We start from the raw sequence: 18059 nt of genomic DNA, 5'->3' as shown, positions 1-18059 counted from the left end.
GACGGGCGCACGGATGCACGCATGGGGGCGCGCGGTGGAGGTCGTACATGATCCGGGTAATCACTCTTGAGTGTGTAGGCATGCATCCAGCCGCAAATTATGTCGTTTGCGGCGAATCCGAGAGGCGCGTACCGGGAAGGGATCTTCAAGCAAGGGATCTTGAGGTCCCGCACAAGCGGCAGCTATGAGGGGGAGCCCATGGCCGCACGACCGCTCGTCGCACGTCAGCCGAACGAGAGGCTGCAGGCACTGATCCAGGAAGCCGGCTGCTCCAACGCCGGATTGGCCCGCCGGGTCAATATGTGCGGGGCGGAGCACGGCCTCGACCTGCGCTACGACAAGACCTCGGTGGCCCGCTGGCTACGCGGCCAGCAACCCAGGGGCCGGGCCCCGGCGATCATCGCCGAGGCGATCGGCCGCAAGCTGGGCCGCACCGTGACGATCGACGAGATCGGCATGGCCAACGGCAAGAACCTCGCCACCGGCGTCGGCCTGCACTTCTCGCCCACCGTCCTGGGCGCGATCGAGCAGGTCTGCGAGCTGTGGCGCAGCGACGTCGGCCGCCGCGACTTCCTGACCGGCTCCTCCGTGGCCGCCTCCGCGCTGGTCGAGCCGAGCCGTGACTGGCTGATCACCCGCGCCGACTCGCAGGTGGCGCGCACCGGCGGGCCGCGGGTCGGCATGTCCGACGTGGAAGCCGTGCGGGCCACGACCCGGGCGCTGAACGAACTCGACCACCGGTTCGGCAGCGGGCACGTACGCCCGGTGGTGGTGCACTACCTCAACAGCGTGGTCTCCGGCCTCCTCGCTGGCTCCTACCGCGAGGCGACGGGCCGTCAGCTCTTCTCCGCCGTGGCGCGGCTGACGGAACTCGCCGGCTACATGGCCGTCGACACCGGTCAGCCCGGACTCGCCCAGCGCTATTACATCCAGGCGCTGCGGCTGGCCCAGGCGGCCGGCGACCGTGCGTACGGGGGCTATGTCCTGGCGGCCGGTATGAGCCACCTCGCCGCGCAGCTCGGCAACCCGCGCGAGATCGCCCAACTCGCCCGTGCCGCACAGGAAGGCGCGCGAGGCCAGGTCACCGCGACCGCGCAGGCGATGTTCTACGCCGCCGAGGCGCGCGGCCACGCGCTGATGGGCGACGCGCGGGCCTGCGGCGCGGTCGCCGGGCAGGCCGTGGAGGCGCTGGAGCACGCGGTCCCGGAGGACGACCCGGACTGGATCGCCCACTTCAACCAGGCTTATCTCGCCGACGAACTGGCGCACTGCCACCGCGACCTCAACCAGGCGCCGCAGGCGGTGCGCCGCGCCGAGGAGGCGCTGTCCGCCCTGGGCCCGGAGAAGGCGCGCAGGCGCGCGATCGGGCTCCTGGTGCTGGCCCAGGCGCAGGTGCAGCAGCGCGAGGTCGAACAGGCCTGCCACACCGGGGCGCAGGCCGTGGAGCTGCTGTCCACGCTGCGTTCCAACCGCGGGGCGGAGTATCTGGAGGACCTGCGGATGCGCCTCCAGCCGTATGCGGCGGAGTCGGCGGTCCGGGAGTTCGACGCCCGTGCGGAGGAGCAGGAGGCGGCGGCGTAAAGGGGATTCGCCCCCCGGCCTGCCGGGGGGCGGAACCGAATCGTTATGCGAACGACATCAACCCACCACCGCGGGCACCTTGTTCTGCGTCGGGGCACCTGATGGGTACTTCGCGGACCCCCCGCGGCGTGTTGCCTTGTGATGCCGACCCGGTAGCGTGAGCCGACGATTCCGTGTCGACGGAGAAGGCAGAGGTAGCGGTGATGCACGGCGGACGCGGTGACGAGGCGTATCCGGAGGTGCACGAGGGCGTGGTGCTGCCCGCACAGGGGCGCGCACCCGAGCCCGAGCTGCCCCCGGCGTGGGGCGGCGGGCCGGCCGGCGGCCGGCCCTGGGGCCAGCCGGTGCAGCAGGACCCCTACTACGGGCACCAGGCGCCCCTGCCGGACAGCGACGCGACGCAGCTGTTCCCGCCCTACCCGCAGGCGCAGCCCCCGGCCTCCCACGACGCCGGGCAGCCCCTGCCGCAGTTCCAGGGCCAGGCCGACGCCACCCAGCTGCTGCCCCCGTTCCCGGCGTCGCCCCAGCAGGCGTCCTTCGACGTCCGGCCGGGCGCCCCGGGCGCGGCGGAGGCGACACAGCACCTGCCGCGCTACGAGGACCTCTCCCCTCAGCAGTCGCCGTACCTGCCGCAGCCCCAGGCCCCGGCGGCGCCGGCGTACGGCTACCCGCAGGAACCCCAGCAGGAGCCGCAGGACGACTTCGGCCACCTGTACCGCCAGGACAGCCCGTCGCAGCCGCAGAACGTGCCGCAGCAGCAGCCCGCGTACCAGCCGCCGGTCTACCAGCAGCAGCCGCAGGCCCCCGCGTACGACACGTACGACGCGTACGAGGAGCCCCGCCGGAGCCGCAAGCTCTCCCCGCTGGCCGTCATAGGCATCGTCGTGGGCGGCTGCGCGATAGCCGGCCTCGCCGCCGGAGCACTCATGAGCGGCGGGGACGACGACAGTCCGGCGGCGGCCTCGAGCCAGTCGCCCGCCTCCTCCACCGCCCCGGACACCTCCGGCGGCGGCGCGAGCGCGGCGGAGAAGCAGGCCGGGGAGCTGGACACGCTGCTGAAGGAGAGCGGCGGCAGCCGTACCTCCGTCATCAACGCGGTGGCGAACATCAACCAGTGCGACAACCTCGGCCAGGCGGCCACCGACCTGCGGGCGGCCGCCAAGCAGCGCGGCGACCTGATCGCGCGGCTGAAGACCCTCTCCGTGAACCAGCTGCCCGATCACCAGCGGCTGGTGGAGGCGCTGAACAAGGCGTGGACGGCCTCGGCCGCCGCCGACAACCACTACGCCGCCTGGGCCGACCAGGTGGGCCAGGGCAAGCGGATGTGCAAGCACGGCAGGGCCCGCACCACCCCCCAGCGCGCCGCCGGCGACAACGAGAGCGGCAACGCCACGCAGGCCAAGAAGACGGCCGTCGGCCTGTGGAACGCCATCGCCAAGAAGTACGACCTCACCGAGCACCAGTACACCCAGATCTGACCGGGCGCGTCCCGCCCGCCCGCGCAAGAGCCCCGGAGCACACGGCTCCGGGGCTTTTCCCTGCGCTGCCGGCCGTGGTCCGGGCCGGTTTCCGGCTCATCGGGGCACCGACGAAATGCGCTGGTCAGGGGATCCCATCGAGTCGGCAGAGTCGTTTCCCACGGACCGGCTCACGCCAGATGATCGGCGGCGCCCCACCCGCACAAGCGCCCCCGCCGGCCGGCTGCGGGGCGTGGAGGCCGGACAGGTGCCCTGGCGCGGTCGCCCATACCGACCGCCGGAAGATCACGACGTGGCTGGACACCTGGCCCTCGGCGGACAACGCCCCCTCAGGCGCACCCCCTTGGCCAACACGGGAAACGGGCCCCGGACTGCGACTTTCGCCACTGCCCGGAGCCCGTTTCGCCGGTACTCCCCTGTCATTCGCGCGGGGCGTTCTCCAGCGTGCTCTTCATGTCGACGAAGCCCTTGCTCACGGCGACCAGCTTGCCCTTCACGACCTTCTGGTAGGTCACCTTGCCGTTGACCATGCGCGGCTGGTCCATGATCGAGGCGGCATCCTGCTCGCGCCATCCCAGGGGCGGGGTGAGCCCGCCGGTGGAGATCCCGTGCGCCTTGTCGAACGCGATCTTCACCGTGGCGGCGGTGACCGGTGTGTCCTTGCCCATCTCGTCGACGACCTCGGCGAAGGCCGTGTAGGCGATCCACGTCGTCTGCACGCCGGGGTCGTCGGGGTCGATGTCGTTGTTGCCGAACGCGTACTTGTCGATGGCCTCGCGCATCGTCGCCCAGCGCGCGTCGGAGGCCGGGGGGTACCAGCCGGTGACGTAAGCGCCCTCCAGCGGGCTGCTCGGGCCGCCGGTGCTGTCGAGCGTGGACTGCTGCACGCTGCCGAGCACGGAGGCGATCAGGGCCTTGGGCTCCTCGTCCTTGCCGGTCAGCGCGTTGTAGGTGGTAGTGCGGCGGAAGGCGTCGAAGAAGGTGGCCGTCTTGTCACCGAGGGCCGCGCTGACGCACTCGTCGGACTTGTTGTCACCGACGGCCCGCTTGGCGATCTCGTTGTAGTCGGTGGAGTCCTCCTTGGCGCGCAGGTCCGTAGCCTTCGTACGCCCGGCGTCCTGCAGGCCCGTGTCGAGGGAACGGGCGAACAGATCGCCGGCCGCCGTGTCGGGCCGGACCAGGCTCACCTTGTCGCATCTGCCGGCCAGCTGGCGGCCGTTGCCGGCCATCAGCGCGGTCAGACCACCGTTGATCGGGTACGACAGCGGGCTCTCGAACTCGTCCTGCGTGACGCCGTAGCCACCGACGTAGGGGATGCCCTCCGCCTCCAGCGTGGAGGTGAACGCCGCGCCGTACTGGCTGTACGAACCGACGACGGCGACGGCGCCCTCGTCCGCGGCCCGCTGCGCGCAATCCTGTGCGCCCAGCGAGGTGTTGTGCTCGTTGCAGGCGATGACCTTCAGCTCGCGTCCTGCGATGCCGCCCTTGGCGTTGACGTACTTGGCGAAGGTCTGCGCCATGGCCGGCATACCCGGCATGTTGGTCGCACTGGTGCCTTGCGGGGCCCACGTCATCACGACGAGAGGTCCGGTCGAACCCCCAGTCCCCCCCGGGAGCACGCCGCAGCCGACCAGCAGAGCGACACCGGCCGCCGCGCTGACAAGGGGAACGGCCGTTCGCGAACGCCAATCACTCATGGAACGGGACGATTCCGCTCGTTCCGCAACTTCAGGGTGAACGCGAGGGAACGCAGGACAACGGGAGGGTGAAAATAATGTGCCCCTATCCGGAGCACGTACGATCGTGCACTGTGCAGAGTGCCGAGAAGTCTTCCCGCCGGCGTGTCCGCTCCTCCACGATGGGAGACATGCCACTCAATGACATGCCGTGGTGGCGCTGGCGCGCCAATGTGCGCTCCGCGCTGCACATGATCAGCGACCCGGTCTTCCACCAGGAGACCTGGCTGGTCGGCCGGCCCGGCTACGGGGACATAACGGACGCCGTCTATCGCCTGGTCGAGGACACCTGGCTCGACAACTGGTCCGCCGAGAAGTACGTGGGGACGGTCTTCCGCGACTCACAGGAGGCCGCGCTCGTCGACGTGGCCGTACTGCGCGTCCTGAAGATCCTGCACCAGGTGGGCGCCGAGGCGCCGATCTCGGCCTACCTGGAGCACCACGCCTGGCCCGAGGCGGTCCGCGCGGCCCGTGAGGCCCACGTGCGCCTGGCCGCCGCGGACGGCGAGGACCCGGACACGCCGCCGCGTTCCCTGGACGTCCTCAAGATCTACATGCGGACCGCCTGACGGAAACCGCCCGGAGACCGGCCGGTGGACGTCTTGGATCAGCCGGCGCCGGGTGTGCGAGGCTAGGCCCGTGAACGCCGCCGACGAGTCACCGCAGCCGTCCGAGCAGTACATCCTCACGCTGTCCTGCCCCGACAAGCCGGGCATCGTGCACGCCGTGTCGAGCTACCTCTTCATGACCGGGTGCAACATCGAGGACAGCCAGCAGTTCGGTGACCGGGACACGGGACTGTTCTTCATGCGGGTGCACTTCACGTCCGACCACCCGGTCGGCGCGGAGAAGCTGCGGGCCAGTTTCGCCGCCGTCGCGGACGCCTACGGCATGGACTGGCAGATCACGCCGTCCGGCGAGCGGATGCGGATCGTGCTGCTCGTCAGCAAGTACGGGCACTGCCTCAACGACCTGCTCTTCCGCACCAGCATCGGCGCGCTGCCGGTGGAGATCGCCGCCGTCGTGTCCAACCACACCGACTTCACGGAGCTGGTCGGCTCCTACGGCATCCCCTTCCACCACATCCCGGTGACCAAGGAGACCAAGGCCGAGGCCGAGGCCCAGTTGCTCGCGCTGGTGGAGAAGGAGGGCGTGGAGCTGGTCGTCCTCGCCCGCTACATGCAGGTGCTCTCGGACCACCTGTGCAAGGAGCTGTCCGGGCGGATCATCAACATCCACCACTCCTTCCTGCCGAGCTTCAAGGGCGCCCGCCCCTACCACCAGGCCCACGCCCGCGGCGTGAAGCTCATCGGCGCCACGGCGCACTACGTGACCGCCGACCTCGACGAGGGGCCGATCATCGAGCAGGAGGTCGAGCGGGTCGGCCACGACCTGACCCCCGATCAACTGGTCGCCGTCGGCCGCGACGTGGAGTGCCAGGCGCTGGCTCGAGCCGTGAAGTGGCACAGCGAGCACCGCGTGCTGCTCAACGGCCACCGCACGGTCGTCTTCGCCTGACGCCCCGGCAGAGCGTCCCCGGGTACCCGGCACAGACCTCGCGGCACCGCCGCGGGCTACCGGACTCGAACCGGCTCAGACCTTGCGGTCACCATCTCGGGGATTGCAGCGGATTTCCCATCACGCCTTTGCCCGCGACGGCGTCACACAGCCTCATGACAGCCGCCGTCCGGCGGGGCGAACACCGCCCGGTGGGCCCTACCCCGCGCGGCAGACCGGTGTCTCCGCGACGTCCGCGAGGAAGGTCTCGACCGCCGTGCACCAGGCCTCGGGCTGGTCCCAGGGAACCAGGTGCCCGGCGTCGGGGATCTCCGCGTACGCGCCCCGGGGCAGGACGCGGACCATCTCCTGGGCCTCGGCGCGGCCGAGGTCGCCGTCCAGGCCGCGCACCACGAGCGCGGGGCAGGAGACCTGGGCCAGCTCCTCCCAGTGGGCGTCGTGGACCCAGGGCTCGCGGGAGCGCAGCATGTGACGCCGGTCGAACACGGGGCGCCATCCGTCGCCGGCCTCCTCCATCACCTCGGCGAAGAACTCCCCGCGGGCCGGACGGCGGCCCTCCACCCAGGGGTCCTCCTCGCCGAACCACCGGCGCACCGCGTCCAGGTCGGCGAAGGGCACCGGCCAGGCCCGGAACCAGTCCTCCCAGGAGCGCTGGTCGGCCTCGCCGACGGCTGCCGCGCGCATGTCGCACAGCACCACGGCGCCCACCAGGGAAGGCCGGCTGGCGGCGAGCTGCCACGCGGTGAGGGCGCCCATCGAGTGCCCGATGACAACGGCCGGGCCGAGCCCCAGCTGTTCGATCGCGGCGGCGGCGTCGCCGACGTACGCCTCCCGCGAGTACGGCCCCTCGGGCTTGGGGCTGCGTCCGTGCCCACGCTGGTCCAGCGCGACGACGCGGTGGCGGCCGACGAGCCGCCGGGCGGTGCCGGCCCACTGGGAGGCACGGCCCATCAGGCCGTGCAGCAGCAGTACGGCGGGGCCGGAGGCCGCTCCCGGCCCGCCCGCGTGCTCCCACGCGGTGAGCGGAAGGCCGTCCGCTCCGGTGATTTCCCTACGCCTGGCCATGTGGCGCCCCCTGGTGCGTGACGTTCTCAGAACCCCACGCTATCGAATTCCTGTTCGAGAAGGAGCTTCACACGCGCAACACCGCTCTTTCGAGTGACAGCGCTCAAGGATTGTCGGCGCGTGCCGAGGGGAGGACTTCAGCGGGACGCGGCCCGGCGGGGAAGACGGGCAGCGGGGAGCCACCCGGACAGCTCGGGGATCCGGGTGGCCTCCACGGGGACGAGGGGGCGGGGAAAGGGGGAGGAGGGGATTCCGGCGCACGGGGAGGCGCCGGAGTCCCTCCCACCACGGCAGCCTCCCGGTGCGCCGGACACCTACCGCTTGGCGACGAAGACGTGCGAGGCGGTCTCGCTGCTCAGCTCCGCGGCCTCGCCGCCGCTGCCGACCAGCACACCGCCCGCCGAGGGGGTCACGGACACCACCGCGCCGGGCTGCACACCCGCCCGCCGCAGCGTGTACATCAGCTGCGCGTCGTTCTGGATGGGCTCGCCGATCCGCCGTACCACCACGCTCGCGCCGGAGTGGTCGTTCTCCAGTTCGCTCAGGCTGACCATGCCCTCGTCCAGGAACGGGTCCGCGCCGTCCTTGTCGCCCAGCTCCTCCAGGCCCGGGATCGGGTTGCCGTACGGCGACTCCGTCGGGTGCCGCAGCAGCTCCAGGACACGGCGCTCGACCGCCTCGCTCATCACGTGCTCCCAGCGGCAGGCCTCCGCGTGCACGTGCTCCCACTCCAGGCCGATCACGTCGACCAGCAGGCACTCGGCGAGCCGGTGCTTGCGCATCACGCGGGTGGCGATGCGGCGGCCCTCCGAGGTCAGCTCCAGATGCCGGTCGCCGGCGACGTGCACCAGGCCGTCGCGCTCCATGCGCGCGACGGTCTGGCTCACGGTCGGACCGCTCTGGTCCAGTCGCTCGGCGATTCGGGCGCGCATGGGGACCACGCCTTCCTCCTCCAGCTCCAAGATGGTGCGGAGATACATCTCCGTCGTGTCGATGAGTCCGGACATGCGTGCCCCTCGGTGGCTCGTGCGTGGCCCTGGCCTCAATTCTGACGCATCGGACCGACAACCGGCCCCCCGCGGTTGACAGGCGGACGCCGTCCGCACCACGGTTCTCGGCATGACCGATCTGGCCACCACATATTTCGACGCCGCCATCGCACTCCTGCGGCGCGTGAGGGACGAGGAGTCCGAGGGGATCGAGGCGGCCGCCACCGCCGTCGCGGACGCGGTGGCCGGCGAGGGGCGGGTGTTCGCCTACGGGGCCGGGCACTCCTCGCTCCCCGCCCAGGACGTCGTCTACCGCGCCGGCGGTCTCGCGCTGGTCAATCTGCTCGCGGTGCCGGGAGCGGTCGGGGTGGACGTCGTCCCCGCCACGCTCGGCAGCGCCCTGGAGCAGGTCGACGGTCTCGCCGGGGTCGTCCTGCGGACCTCGCCGCTGCGCGCCGGCGACGTGCTGGTGGTCGTCTCCCTGTCCGGCCGCAACTCCCTGCCCGTGGAGATGGCGCGGGACGCGCGGGCCATGGGGGTCACGGTCGTCGGCGTCACCTCGGTCGCGTACACGAAGGAGACCCGGTCGCGGCACTCCAGCGGGACGTTCCTGAAGGACCACTGCGACATCGTCATCGACAGCAAGATCGCCCTCGGTGACGCCGAACTCTCCGTCGAGGGGATCCCGGCGCCCTTCGGGCCGGCCTCCACCGTGGTCACCAGCGCACTGATGCAGGCGGTCGTCGCGACGGCGGCGCAGCGGCTCGCGGAGCGCGGGATCACCCCTCCGATGCTGCGCTCGGGCAACGTGGACGGCGGTCACGAGTGGAACGCGGCGGTCTTCGACGAGTACCGGGACCGGATCTTCTACCGCCGCTGAGCGCACGTCCCGCCTACCGCTCCCGCGGCGCCAGATCCAGGGCGGCGGCCACCCGCAGGGCCACGTCCTCCGCGAAGGCCGCGTCCACACGGTCGAAGGGGCGCCGTCCCATGCCGCGCAGGAAGGTGAGCGTGCCCAGGGTGCGGCCGCGGCTGCGCAGCACGGCGCACAGCCCGTGCACGGTGGCCTCGGGCCAGCGGCGGGCGGCGGACCAGGCGTCGATCTGGGCGCGCGAGGCGGGCTCGGAGCCCGCGAGGGCGCCGAAGGAGGCGCGGACGGCCCCGGTGCGGGCCACCGCCTGGAGCGCGGGGTGGCCCTCCCCGTAGCGCACGGGGATGCCGCCCGCGACGGGCAGACACGGGCCCGAGCCACCGGCGGGCGTGGCGGCGGCGCGCACCAGCCGCGTCCCGTCCGCGGTGAGCACGTCCAGCAGCGCGTTCTCCGCGAAGCCCGCGAGCGCGAAGTCCACGTAGCAGGTGGCGGCCTCCATCGGCTCCCGGCACTCGGCGACCGCCCGGGCCGCCCGCTGCAACTGGTTGCAGCGGAAGCGCAGCACCGCCGCCTCCGACTCGGCGAGCTTGGCGCCGGTGATGTCGTGGAAGAGCCAGCCCACCCCCAGCGGCACGGGCTCCTCCCCCAGCGGCGAGCCGAGCCGGACGAAACTGCTGCGCCAGCAGCAGCGGGTGCCGCCCTCCTCGCGCAGGCCGACCCACAGCTCCGACGGCGCCGGAGGGGCGCCCTCCGCGAGCACGTGCTGCATCGCGGACTCCAGCTCCTCCACACCCTGGTCGAGGAAGTCGCCCAGCGGCCGCCCCAGCAGGGCGTCCCGGCTGGTGTGCAGCACGCGGGCGGCGTACGCGTTGACGACGACGGGGCGCAGGTCCGCGTCGACCAGGACGACACCGGAGGAGGCGTCGTCGAACAGCGCCTCGCTCAGGGCGATCGAGCGCTCCAGGTCGATCTGGGCGTGCACCTCGGAGAACGCGCAGTAGACCCCGGCGGGCCGGCCGTCGGCGCCCTGGACGGCGGCGGACTGGGTGCGCACCAGCACCCGGCGGCCGTCCTTGGTGAGCAGGGCGAACTCGTGCACCTGCCGCCCGGCGGCGTCCATCACGGCGAGCAGCCGGGAGTGGACCTCCTCGGCGTCGGCCGTGCGCGCCGCCCACCCGGCGAAGCCCTTGCGGCCGACGGCCTCCTCGGGCGTCCAGCCCAGGATGCGCACGGCCTCGGTGTTCCAGTGCGTGATCACTCCGTCGCGGTCGAAGGCACAGAGTCCGGCCTCCATGCCGTCGAGGAGCGCGGCGAGCAGCTGCGGCGTCGCATCGAATGACTGCACGTCGGAACATTCAACCCGGATGTGACCCAGGACACAGCCAGTTCGCCGAAATCGGTGCGCATCGGCGGCGGGTGCATTAATAAGTACGACGTTAACGCAGATCGGACCGTGCGACGTCGCGGTGGACATGCAGCAGTCGGCAAACGATGTCGAGCAGCCCCAGTCGTCGGTGGGGCAGGCCGGTGTGTCCGCGACCTGCTGCTCATGGCGCTGTGGCGGCTGGACGCCTCGACCGCATCATCCAGTGGTCTCGCCGCGCAGGATCGCCTCGCCCACACGCGGCGGAGGAAGTCCTCGGCCGCAGTCGACGGCCCTGCTGGTCCCGTGCCCTCTGCCGGCAGGTGGCGCGCGAACACCCACTCCACCGGAGGTGTCGCGCACGTCTCAGTCCCCATCCGGACGGCCTGGGGGCCATCGGCGGCATGGTAGTCGGAACTGGAGATGCTCCTCCACGCACTCGAGACGATGACGACGGCACAGGTGGGGCAGTGGTGGGTGGAGGGGGGCGCCGCCTCCACCCACCGCGGCCGGCGCAAGGCCCCCCGGCGTAGTCGGTCGTGGCATCCGGCGGCCGGAGACGGCGCGGTTGCTGCGGTAGGTGAGGACGACGTCCGTCCCCGCGGCGTCCAGCGCGAGGGCGGTGGCCCGGCCCAGTCCCCGGTTGCCGCTGGTGATCACCGCGATCGTGTTCAGCTCTCCTGCATCCTCGGTCCGCGGTCCGGGGCCCTGGCCGACCGCTCACCAACAGGTTCGGCGGGGGCGCCGCACGGATGAAGGCATCACCGATCCAGGGAGCGACGGTCCCCCTTAGCGGGGTCGCCCCGGGAGCGCGGGTCCGATCAGGCGGGGTTCCGGCGGATCCACCACACGGACAGGGCGACCAGCGCGACGCCCAGCGCCAGGCACAGGCCCGTGGCCGACCATTGCAGCGGCCAGATGTCCGAGGCGGGGTGGTACTCCGCCCAGCGGCCGGTGATGCCGCGTGAGGCGAGGCACTGCTTCACGTTCCCGGCGGCGTAGCAGTCCCAGGCCTCGGGCACCCGCCGCCCGTCCTTGGACAGCGGGCCGTCCGCCAGCAGCCAGGCGGTCCTGGGGGCCGGCGGTTCCGAGGTGTGCTGCGCGTACGCGGTCCTGACCGGCCAGATGCCCGGCCTGACCGCCTCCAGCAGGGCGAACAGCCCGACGCCGGTGACGAGGGTCGCGCCCATGGCCAGGACGGTACGGCGCAGGACGAGGCCGAGGGTCGTCCCCAGGAGGTAGAGCAGGACGCTGAGGCCGACGACGACGGGCCCCACCCCGTAGAACGGGTACCACATGTGCCAGTCGAACAGGGGGCCCATGGCCTTGGCGACGGGGTGCCACCACCAGGTCATGGCGGCGGCGATGACGCCGCTGACGACCGCGGTCATGGCGAGCGGCACACCCAGCTTCGCCGCGAACCAGCGCATGCGGGTCACGGACTGTGTGGCCACCGTGCGGTACGTGCCCGATTCCAGCTCCTGCGCGAGCTGCGGCCCGCCGAGGAACAGCCCGAACAGGAACGGGAGCAGCAGCATCGCCTGGAGCGGCCGCCGCATCGGGAACTGGTATCGCTGCCCGAACATGTTGAGGCGGCCGAGGCACGAGTCGGAGTACTCGTGGCCGTGGCATGCGTCGAGGTGCTGCGCGGCGACGGCCGCGGCTATGTGCTGGTGCTGTACGACGGCGTAGACGGCGACGGCTGCCGCGGCCGCCAGTCCGATCCAGAAGGCGGTGCGGTTCTGCCGCCAGATCAGCCAGGTCAGCCCGTGCAGTCGCGGTCCGCGGCGGACGACGGTGCGCGTGCCGATGGGCGTGCCGGTGCGGGTGCCGGTGCTCATGCCGTCACCACCTCGCGGCCGGTGGTGACCCGCGCGCTCGGGGTGAGCAGCGCGGGCGCGTCGGGCGTCCTGAGGTACCCGAGGACGAGTTCCTCCAGGGTGGGGGCGCGGTGGTCGGCGTCCGGGGGTGGTGCGTCGGGGATCCGCACCAGCGAGGTGAACCCTCCGTCGCTGCCGGTGGTCGCGATGGCCTGGTGGCCGTCCAGGTCCTCCCGTCGGCGCGTGGTGAGCTGCCGGTGCTCGGCGAGGAGGAGTTCCACCTCGCCGGCCAGCCGGACGGTGCCGTTGTTGACGAGTACGAGGTAGTCGCAGGCGCTCTCCAGCTCGGAGACCAGGTGCGAGGACATCACGACGGTCGAACCGTGCCGCCGGGCCTCGGCCTGGAGGACGTCGGTCATCTGGTGCCGGACCAAGGGGTCCAGGTCGGCCATCGGCTCGTCCAGGAGCATCAGTTGGGGGCGCTTGCCCAGGGCGAGGGCGAAGGCGACGCGGGTGGCCTGTCCGCCGGAGAGGGTGCCGACCCGGGCGTTCAGGGGGACCCCGCCGGCGTCGATGACGGACTCGGCGGTCTCCTGGTGCCAGGTGGGGTTCAGCTCCTGGCCCATGCGCAGGACCTCGCTGACGCGGAACCGCGGGTAGAGGGCCTTCTGCTGGCTGAGGAACGCGGTGCTCTGGCGGGCCCGCGCGCTGCCGGGACGGTGCCCGGACAGCGTGATCGTGCCGGTGGTCGGCGTGATCAGGTCGGCGGCCAGGGACAGCAGGGTCGTCTTGCCCGCGCCGTTGGGGCCGACGAGCGCGCAGACGCGGCCTGCGGGCAGGCGGAAGGAGGTGTCGCGCAGCGCCCACCCGCGGCGGTAGCGCCTGCCCAGCCCGATGGTCTCGATGGCGGGGACGTTGGGGGAATCGGTCATGTCGTGGTGGCCCGTGTGGTCTTCCTGTGCGTCCTGGTCATTCACCGGCCGGAGAGGGGGCCGGGGCCGCGGCGTACCGGCGGCGCCAGAACAGGGTCAGCAGCGCGGCGCCCACGGCGAAGAGGGCCAGGTGAGGCAGTCCGGGGACGGTCAGGGCGGCGCCCCACAACGTCAGATGGGCGAGCAGCCGCCCGGCCAGTGGCACACCGCCCAGCAGGAGGAGCGCCACACCGAGCAGGCCGGCGGCGAGCAGTGCGGGGCGCTGGGCCAGGGGGACGGTGTCCGTAAGCGAAGTTCGGTTCATGGAAACGAAGTTATGGTGCGGGCCGGGCGCCGGACTTCGGCAGAAAGTCTGCGCTCCACGGGTGACGAAAGTCGCGACCGGCGGCGGCACTCATACCTTCGTCTATTGTTTCGCGCGGCCCGGACCCGGCGACTCGTTCCCAGGCGGTTCGCCGGCCTCCATGCGCCCCGAAGTGTCCCGGGCCGCTTCGGGGCACCCTAGGGCCCTTCGCGAGGTCAGGGGCCAGATGAATCCCGACTCACCCGGGCGTGCGGAGCGGGAGTGTTCCATGTGCCGATGGCTCGTCTATTCGGAGACGCCGGCGCTGCTCGACGACGTCCTGTACCAACCCGCCCACTCACTGATCGACCAGAGCTTGCGCTCCCGGATGGGCGTCGAAACAACCAACGGCGACGGGTTCGGCATCAGCTGGTACGCGCCGGGCATCGACACCCCGGCGATCGTCCGGGACACCGGACCGGCGTGGAACAACCGCAACCTGCGCGAGGTCGCCGGCCTCGGCGGTGGTGTCGTCGATGTCGGTGCCGGGGACCGCGACGAGGCTTCGGTGCAGAGAGCGCATCCGGCGCCCGGCGGAAGGGTGATTCCGGTGGTGGGGTAGTCGGTGTTCGAGGTGATGCCGAGCTCCTTCGTCTCGCTCGACGGTGCGGACCACATCCAAGGTCGGGCGCACCACTGCGTCCATGGGCACCGAGGGTTTCGCAGCACCCGAGTCGTCGAGCGCACGCACTCATGGATGAACGACTACGGCAAGCTGCGGCGCTGCACTGAGAGAAGCGGCGAGGTCGTGGACTTCTACCTCTACCTCGCCGCCGCACTCGTCACGCTCCGCATGCTGATCCGACGAGCAACGAGCCACTACCGCTGGGACGGCCGACCCACCACCCGACGCCTCAAGTGATCCATTTGCCGGTCGGTCTAAGAGGGGGGCGCGATAAATGGGTTGTGGCGCGGCGGACCGCTTCCTAAAGTGGCGGGCACACACGAAGGGAGGTGGTCCGGAGAATGAGTTCCCATCGGACGCGTGAGGTGGCTGCGGGCTAGCACCGCGCTCCTCGCCTGCGCGCGATGCGCGGCGCGGGCCAATCCATCGCAGTCACCCGACCCGCGGGCTCGTCGGATTCGTCCGGCCGATGCCTGGACGGTTTCCGTCCAGGGAGCAGCCCGCGGGTCGCCTGCGTCTCGGGCCCCGGCGGGGCTACGGCGCCAGCCGCCGTACCGTCCAGTCCCCGTCCGCGAGGGTCCCGCCGTCCGCCTCGTACAGCAGGCGGTCGTGGAGCCGGTTCTCCCGGCCCTGCCAGAACTCGACGGTTCGCGCGATCACCCGGAAGCCGCCCCAGTGCGGGGGCACCGGCACCTCCGCGTCCTCGGGCCAGCGCCCGGCCAGCTCCGCGTACCGGCGCTCCAGCTCCTCCCGCGAGGCGACCACGGAGGACTGCTCGCTGGCCCAGGCCCCGATGCGGGAGCCGTGCGGCCGGGTCCGGAAGTACGCCTCGGTCTCCTCCCGCGTCACGCGCTCCACCCGGCCGCCGGCGATGACCTGCCGGGCGATCGGGTGCCAGGGGAAGAGGAGCGAGGCGTACGGCCGCTCGCCGAGCTCGCGGCCCTTCCTGGACCGATAGTTGGTGAAGAAGACAAAGCCGCGGTGGTCGTAGCTCTTGAGCAGGACGGTCCGGGAACTGGGCCGTCCCTCGGCGTCCGCGGTGGAGACGACCATGGCGTTGGGCTCGTCGATGCCGCCGTTCACGGCGTCGGCGAACCAGCGCGCGAACTGCGTGTACGGGTCGGCGGCCAGCTCGGCCTCGGCCAGTCCGCGGGCGCGGTACTGCTTGCGCATGGCGGCGGGATCGTGGTGGAGGTGCTGCACCCGCACATCTTGCAGTACGGCGCCCGGCCCCGCGGCACGGTGTGCCGCAAACTATGTGCCCCACCTCACGCTTCACGCCGTCAGCGGGAGGGGACAGACTTACAGGCCGGGTATCCGTGGGCTCACAGCGCCGACGGACACCCGGAGATATCGTTCGGGCACTCCGTGCCACACCGTGTGCCACAAGCACCGCCCCCGCCGATCGTCGACCGCATCACGAGGAGCCGCCTGATGTCCGACTTCGTACCCGGACTCGAGGGAGTCGTCGCCTTCGAAACGGAGATCGCCGAACCCGACAAGGAAGGCGGCGCTCTCCGCTACCGAGGCGTGGACATCGAGGACCTCGTGGGCCACGTCTCCTTCGGGAACGTGTGGGGCCTGCTGGTCGACGGCGCCTTCAACCCCGGACTGCCGCCGGCCGAGCCCTTCCCGATCCCCGTGCACTCCGGTGACATCCGTGTCGACGTGCAGTCCGCGCTGGCCATGCTGGCCCCGGTGTGGGGCCTGAAGCCCCTGCTGGACATCGACGCCGAGCAGGCGCGCGAGGACCTGGCGCGGGCCGCGGTCATGGCGCTGTCCTACGTGGCGCAGTCCGCCCGCGGCCAGGGGCGGCCGATGGTGCCGCAGAGCGAGATCGACAAGGCGGAGACGGTCGTCGAGCGCTTCATGATCCGCTGGCGCGGCGAGCCGGACCCCAAGCACGTCAAGGCCGTGGACGCCTACTGGACGTCCGCCGCCGAGCACGGCATGAACGCCTCCACCTTCACCGCCCGGGTCATCGCCTCGACCGGCGCCGACGTGGCCGCCGCCCTGTCGGGTGCGGTGGGCGCGATGTCGGGTCCGCTGCACGGCGGCGCGCCCTCGCGGGTGCTGGGGATGATCGAGGAGATCGAGCGCACCGGCGACGCCGCGGCGTACGTGAAGCAGGCCCTCGACAAGGGCGAGCGCCTGATGGGCTTCGGCCACCGCGTCTACCGCGCAGAGGACCCCCGTGCGCGGGTGCTGCGGCGCACCGCCCGGGAGCTGGGCGCGCCCCGCTTCGAGATCGCCGAGGCGCTGGAGAAGGCCGCGCTGGAGGAGCTGCACGCGCGGCGCCCCGACCGCGTGCTGGCGACCAACGTGGAGTTCTGGGCGGCGATCATGCTGGACTTCGCCGAGGTCCCGGCGCACATGTTCACGTCGATGTTCAGCTGCGCCCGCACCGCCGGCTGGTCGGCGCACATCCTGGAGCAGAAGCGCACCGGGCGTCTGGTGCGTCCCTCGGCCCGCTATATGGGCCCGGGCCCCCGCGACCCGCGCGACGTCGAGGGCTACGGCGACATCGCGGACTAGCATGCACAGCGGCACCCTGGGGGCATGAGGCTGTTCGTGGCGGTCATGCCCCCCAGGGCGGCGCTGGCGGAGCTCGGCGATGCGGTGGACGCGCTGCGCGCCCTGCCGGACGCCGACGGGCTGAGGTGGACGGAACGGGCCGGGTGGCACGTGACGCTGGCGTTCCTCGGGGAGGTCGGCGAGGACGTCGTGCCCGGGCTCGTCGAGCGCCTGGACCGGGCGGCCCGGCGCCACCAGCCGTACCGCACCGGCCTGGCCGGTGGCGGACGCTTCGGGGACCGCACCCTGTGGGTGGGGCTGGACGGGCAGGACGGCCGGGACGGTCAGGAAATGGCGCGCGTCGCGGAGGCCGCCCAAGCGGCGGCCCGGCGGGCCGGCGTCCGCTACGAGGACGAGCACGGCCGCTTCCACGCCCATCTGACCCTCGCCCGGCAGCGCGGCCACCACGGCCGCGTGGGCCTGCGGCCCTTCACGGACGCGCTCGGCGCCTTCCGGGGGACCCCGTGGACGGCCGACTCCATCGCCCTCGTGCGGAGCCATCCGCCCGCACCCGGGGTGCCGGGCGCCCAGCCCCGCTACGAGAGACTGCGGACCTGCCCGCTGGGGCACTGAACCGCTGGGGTTAACCTCGGTGTGTGGACCCGAAGACCCGAACCCGAGTGATGACCGCCGCCCTCGCCCTGCTGGTGATCGTGGTGATCGTGAGCGCGCTGGTCCGCTGACGCGGGCCCGCGGCGTCCGGCCGGGGACGGCGGGATCCCGGATCAGGCCTCGGCGTAGACGTTCGCGACGAACTCGGCGATCTGCTCATCGGTGAGGTGCCGGGCCAGATCGGCCTCGGTGATCATCCCGATCAGCTTCTTGTTCTCGACGACCGGCAGCCGCTTGATGCGGTGGGTCTCCATCTCGCTCAGCACGTCGTTGACGTCCGCTCCGGCGTCGATCCACCGCGGAGTGCCCTCGCAGAGGTCCCCGCAGGTGACCTTCGACGGATCACGGCCGGCCGCCACGCACTTCACGACGATGTCGCGGTCCGTGATGATGCCCATCATCCGGTCGTCCGGTCCGTGGACGGGCAGTGCGCCGACGTGGAGTTCGCGCATGAGCTGCGCGGCCCGGTCGAGGCTTTCCGTCGCCGGGATCGCACGGGCGCCTGGATGCATGATCTCTTTGGCTGTCGTCATACCCTCATCGTGCGCCCGA

Annotated in this window: 16 protein-coding genes and 2 pseudogenes; 9 read left to right on the top strand and 9 right to left on the bottom strand. The window is 72.0% G+C overall.

Annotated features, from left to right (window positions below):
* Positions 1 to 198: 198 nt before the first annotated feature.
* Both RV983_RS21080 and RV983_RS21075 read left to right on the top strand, forming a co-directional pair.
* Complete coding sequence (locus tag RV983_RS21080; RefSeq protein ID WP_475987307.1) at positions 199 to 1581, top strand: transcriptional regulator; 1383 nt, start codon at positions 199 to 201, stop codon at positions 1579 to 1581.
* A 173-nt stretch (positions 1582 to 1754) separates the two neighbouring features.
* Positions 1755 to 3059: a hypothetical protein gene (locus tag RV983_RS21075; RefSeq protein ID WP_475987306.1), complete on the top strand. Its 1305-nt coding sequence runs from the start codon at positions 1755 to 1757 to the stop codon at positions 3057 to 3059.
* Between the two features lie 419 nt (positions 3060 to 3478).
* Here the strand turns inward: RV983_RS21075 and RV983_RS21070 are convergent, their stop codons facing one another.
* Positions 3479 to 4756 (bottom strand): ABC transporter substrate-binding protein, encoded by a 1278-nt coding sequence (locus RV983_RS21070; RefSeq protein WP_475987305.1) that lies wholly within the window; start codon positions 4754 to 4756, stop codon positions 3479 to 3481.
* Between the two features lie 161 nt (positions 4757 to 4917).
* Here RV983_RS21070 and RV983_RS21065 point away from each other — a divergent pair, with 161 nt between their 5' ends.
* Positions 4918 to 5364 (top strand): SCO4402 family protein, encoded by a 447-nt coding sequence (locus RV983_RS21065; protein ID WP_475987304.1) that lies wholly within the window; start codon positions 4918 to 4920, stop codon positions 5362 to 5364.
* 70 nt (positions 5365 to 5434) lie between these two features.
* Positions 5435 to 6313, top strand: coding sequence for a formyltetrahydrofolate deformylase (gene purU, locus RV983_RS21060; protein ID WP_475987303.1), 879 nt, complete (start codon positions 5435 to 5437; stop codon positions 6311 to 6313).
* Between the two features lie 198 nt (positions 6314 to 6511).
* Here the strand turns inward: purU and RV983_RS21055 are convergent, their stop codons facing one another.
* Both RV983_RS21055 and RV983_RS21050 read right to left on the bottom strand, forming a co-directional pair.
* Positions 6512 to 7378: an alpha/beta fold hydrolase gene (locus RV983_RS21055; RefSeq protein WP_475987302.1), complete on the bottom strand. Its 867-nt coding sequence runs from the start codon at positions 7376 to 7378 to the stop codon at positions 6512 to 6514.
* A gap of 314 nt (positions 7379 to 7692) precedes the next feature.
* Positions 7693 to 8385, bottom strand: coding sequence for an iron-dependent transcriptional repressor DtxR (locus RV983_RS21050; RefSeq protein ID WP_475987301.1), 693 nt, complete (start codon positions 8383 to 8385; stop codon positions 7693 to 7695).
* A 112-nt stretch (positions 8386 to 8497) separates the two neighbouring features.
* Between RV983_RS21050 and RV983_RS21045 the strand changes: the two genes are divergently transcribed.
* The gene (locus tag RV983_RS21045) at positions 8498 to 9247 is read left to right on the top strand and encodes an SIS domain-containing protein (protein WP_475987300.1); all 750 of its coding nucleotides are present in this window, start codon (positions 8498 to 8500) and stop codon (positions 9245 to 9247) included.
* Between the two features lie 13 nt (positions 9248 to 9260).
* On the opposite strand, the gene RV983_RS21040 is transcribed toward RV983_RS21045, so the two are convergent.
* The 4 genes from RV983_RS21040 to RV983_RS21025 all read right to left on the bottom strand — a co-directional run bounded on the left by RV983_RS21040 (position 9261) and on the right by RV983_RS21025 (position 13657).
* On the bottom strand, positions 9261 to 10583 hold the full coding sequence (locus RV983_RS21040) for a PAS domain-containing protein (RefSeq protein ID WP_475987299.1): 1323 nt from the start codon (positions 10581 to 10583) through the stop codon (positions 9261 to 9263).
* A gap of 839 nt (positions 10584 to 11422) precedes the next feature.
* Complete coding sequence (locus RV983_RS21035) at positions 11423 to 12442, bottom strand: ABC transporter permease (RefSeq protein WP_475987298.1); 1020 nt, start codon at positions 12440 to 12442, stop codon at positions 11423 to 11425.
* Positions 12439 to 13353 (bottom strand): ABC transporter ATP-binding protein, encoded by a 915-nt coding sequence (locus tag RV983_RS21030; RefSeq protein ID WP_475990399.1) that lies wholly within the window; start codon positions 13351 to 13353, stop codon positions 12439 to 12441. The genes RV983_RS21035 and RV983_RS21030 overlap by 4 nt, the downstream gene beginning before the upstream one ends.
* A 37-nt stretch (positions 13354 to 13390) precedes the next feature.
* On the bottom strand, positions 13391 to 13657 hold the full coding sequence (locus RV983_RS21025) for a hypothetical protein (protein WP_475987297.1): 267 nt from the start codon (positions 13655 to 13657) through the stop codon (positions 13391 to 13393).
* 268 nt (positions 13658 to 13925) lie between these two features.
* On the opposite strand from RV983_RS21025, the pseudogene RV983_RS21020 reads away from it, so the two are divergent.
* Positions 13926 to 14150 (top strand): annotated as a pseudogene (locus RV983_RS21020) (class II glutamine amidotransferase); the annotation flags it as partial.
* Positions 14151 to 14369: 219 nt separating this feature from the next.
* Positions 14370 to 14558: pseudogene (locus RV983_RS21015) on the top strand (IS5/IS1182 family transposase); the annotation flags it as partial.
* Between the two features lie 297 nt (positions 14559 to 14855).
* On the opposite strand, the gene pdxH reads toward RV983_RS21015, so the two are convergent.
* Positions 14856 to 15494, bottom strand: coding sequence for a pyridoxamine 5'-phosphate oxidase (gene pdxH / locus RV983_RS21010; RefSeq protein WP_475990398.1), 639 nt, complete (start codon positions 15492 to 15494; stop codon positions 14856 to 14858).
* 261 nt (positions 15495 to 15755) lie between these two features.
* On the opposite strand from pdxH, the gene RV983_RS21005 reads away from it, so the two are divergent.
* Together RV983_RS21005 and thpR are read left to right on the top strand one after the other, a co-directional pair.
* Entirely contained in the window at positions 15756 to 16856 is a 1101-nt protein-coding gene (locus RV983_RS21005) for a citrate synthase 2 (protein ID WP_475987296.1), read from the top strand.
* A 24-nt stretch (positions 16857 to 16880) separates the two neighbouring features.
* Positions 16881 to 17468: an RNA 2',3'-cyclic phosphodiesterase gene (thpR, locus tag RV983_RS21000; protein ID WP_475987295.1), complete on the top strand. Its 588-nt coding sequence runs from the start codon at positions 16881 to 16883 to the stop codon at positions 17466 to 17468.
* A gap of 152 nt (positions 17469 to 17620) precedes the next feature.
* On the opposite strand, the gene RV983_RS20995 is transcribed toward thpR, so the two are convergent.
* On the bottom strand, positions 17621 to 18040 hold the full coding sequence (locus RV983_RS20995; protein WP_475987294.1) for a CBS domain-containing protein: 420 nt from the start codon (positions 18038 to 18040) through the stop codon (positions 17621 to 17623).
* Positions 18041 to 18059: the final 19 nt, after the last annotated feature.

The sequence above is a fragment of the Streptomyces sp. RLA123 genome (assembly GCF_056270165.1).
The sequence above is the reverse complement of the archived record's forward strand: the minus strand, read 5'-3'. Positions and strand labels throughout refer to the sequence as shown.

Bases quoted from the DNA above. Each gene is read 5' to 3' on its own strand.
- RV983_RS21065 (WP_475987304.1), top strand. From the start codon at position 4,918: ATGGGAGACATGCCACTCAATGACATGCCGTGGTGGCGCTGGCGCGCC.
- RV983_RS21070 (WP_475987305.1), bottom strand. From the start codon at position 4,756: ATGAGTGATTGGCGTTCGCGAACGGCCGTTCCCCTTGTCAGCGCGGCG.
- RV983_RS21055 (WP_475987302.1), bottom strand. From the start codon at position 7,378: ATGGCCAGGCGTAGGGAAATCACCGGAGCGGACGGCCTTCCGCTCACC.
- RV983_RS21035 (WP_475987298.1), bottom strand. From the start codon at position 12,442: ATGAGCACCGGCACCCGCACCGGCACGCCCATCGGCACGCGCACCGTC.
- thpR (WP_475987295.1), top strand. From the start codon at position 16,881: ATGAGGCTGTTCGTGGCGGTCATGCCCCCCAGGGCGGCGCTGGCGGAG.
- pdxH (WP_475990398.1), bottom strand. From the start codon at position 15,494: ATGCGCAAGCAGTACCGCGCCCGCGGACTGGCCGAGGCCGAGCTGGCC.
- RV983_RS21005 (WP_475987296.1), top strand. From the start codon at position 15,756: ATGTCCGACTTCGTACCCGGACTCGAGGGAGTCGTCGCCTTCGAAACG.
- RV983_RS21080 (WP_475987307.1), top strand. From the start codon at position 199: ATGGCCGCACGACCGCTCGTCGCACGTCAGCCGAACGAGAGGCTGCAG.
- RV983_RS21045 (WP_475987300.1), top strand. From the start codon at position 8,498: ATGACCGATCTGGCCACCACATATTTCGACGCCGCCATCGCACTCCTG.
- RV983_RS21050 (WP_475987301.1), bottom strand. From the start codon at position 8,385: ATGTCCGGACTCATCGACACGACGGAGATGTATCTCCGCACCATCTTG.
- RV983_RS21030 (WP_475990399.1), bottom strand. From the start codon at position 13,353: ATGACCGATTCCCCCAACGTCCCCGCCATCGAGACCATCGGGCTGGGC.
- RV983_RS21025 (WP_475987297.1), bottom strand. From the start codon at position 13,657: ATGAACCGAACTTCGCTTACGGACACCGTCCCCCTGGCCCAGCGCCCC.
- RV983_RS20995 (WP_475987294.1), bottom strand. From the start codon at position 18,040: ATGACGACAGCCAAAGAGATCATGCATCCAGGCGCCCGTGCGATCCCG.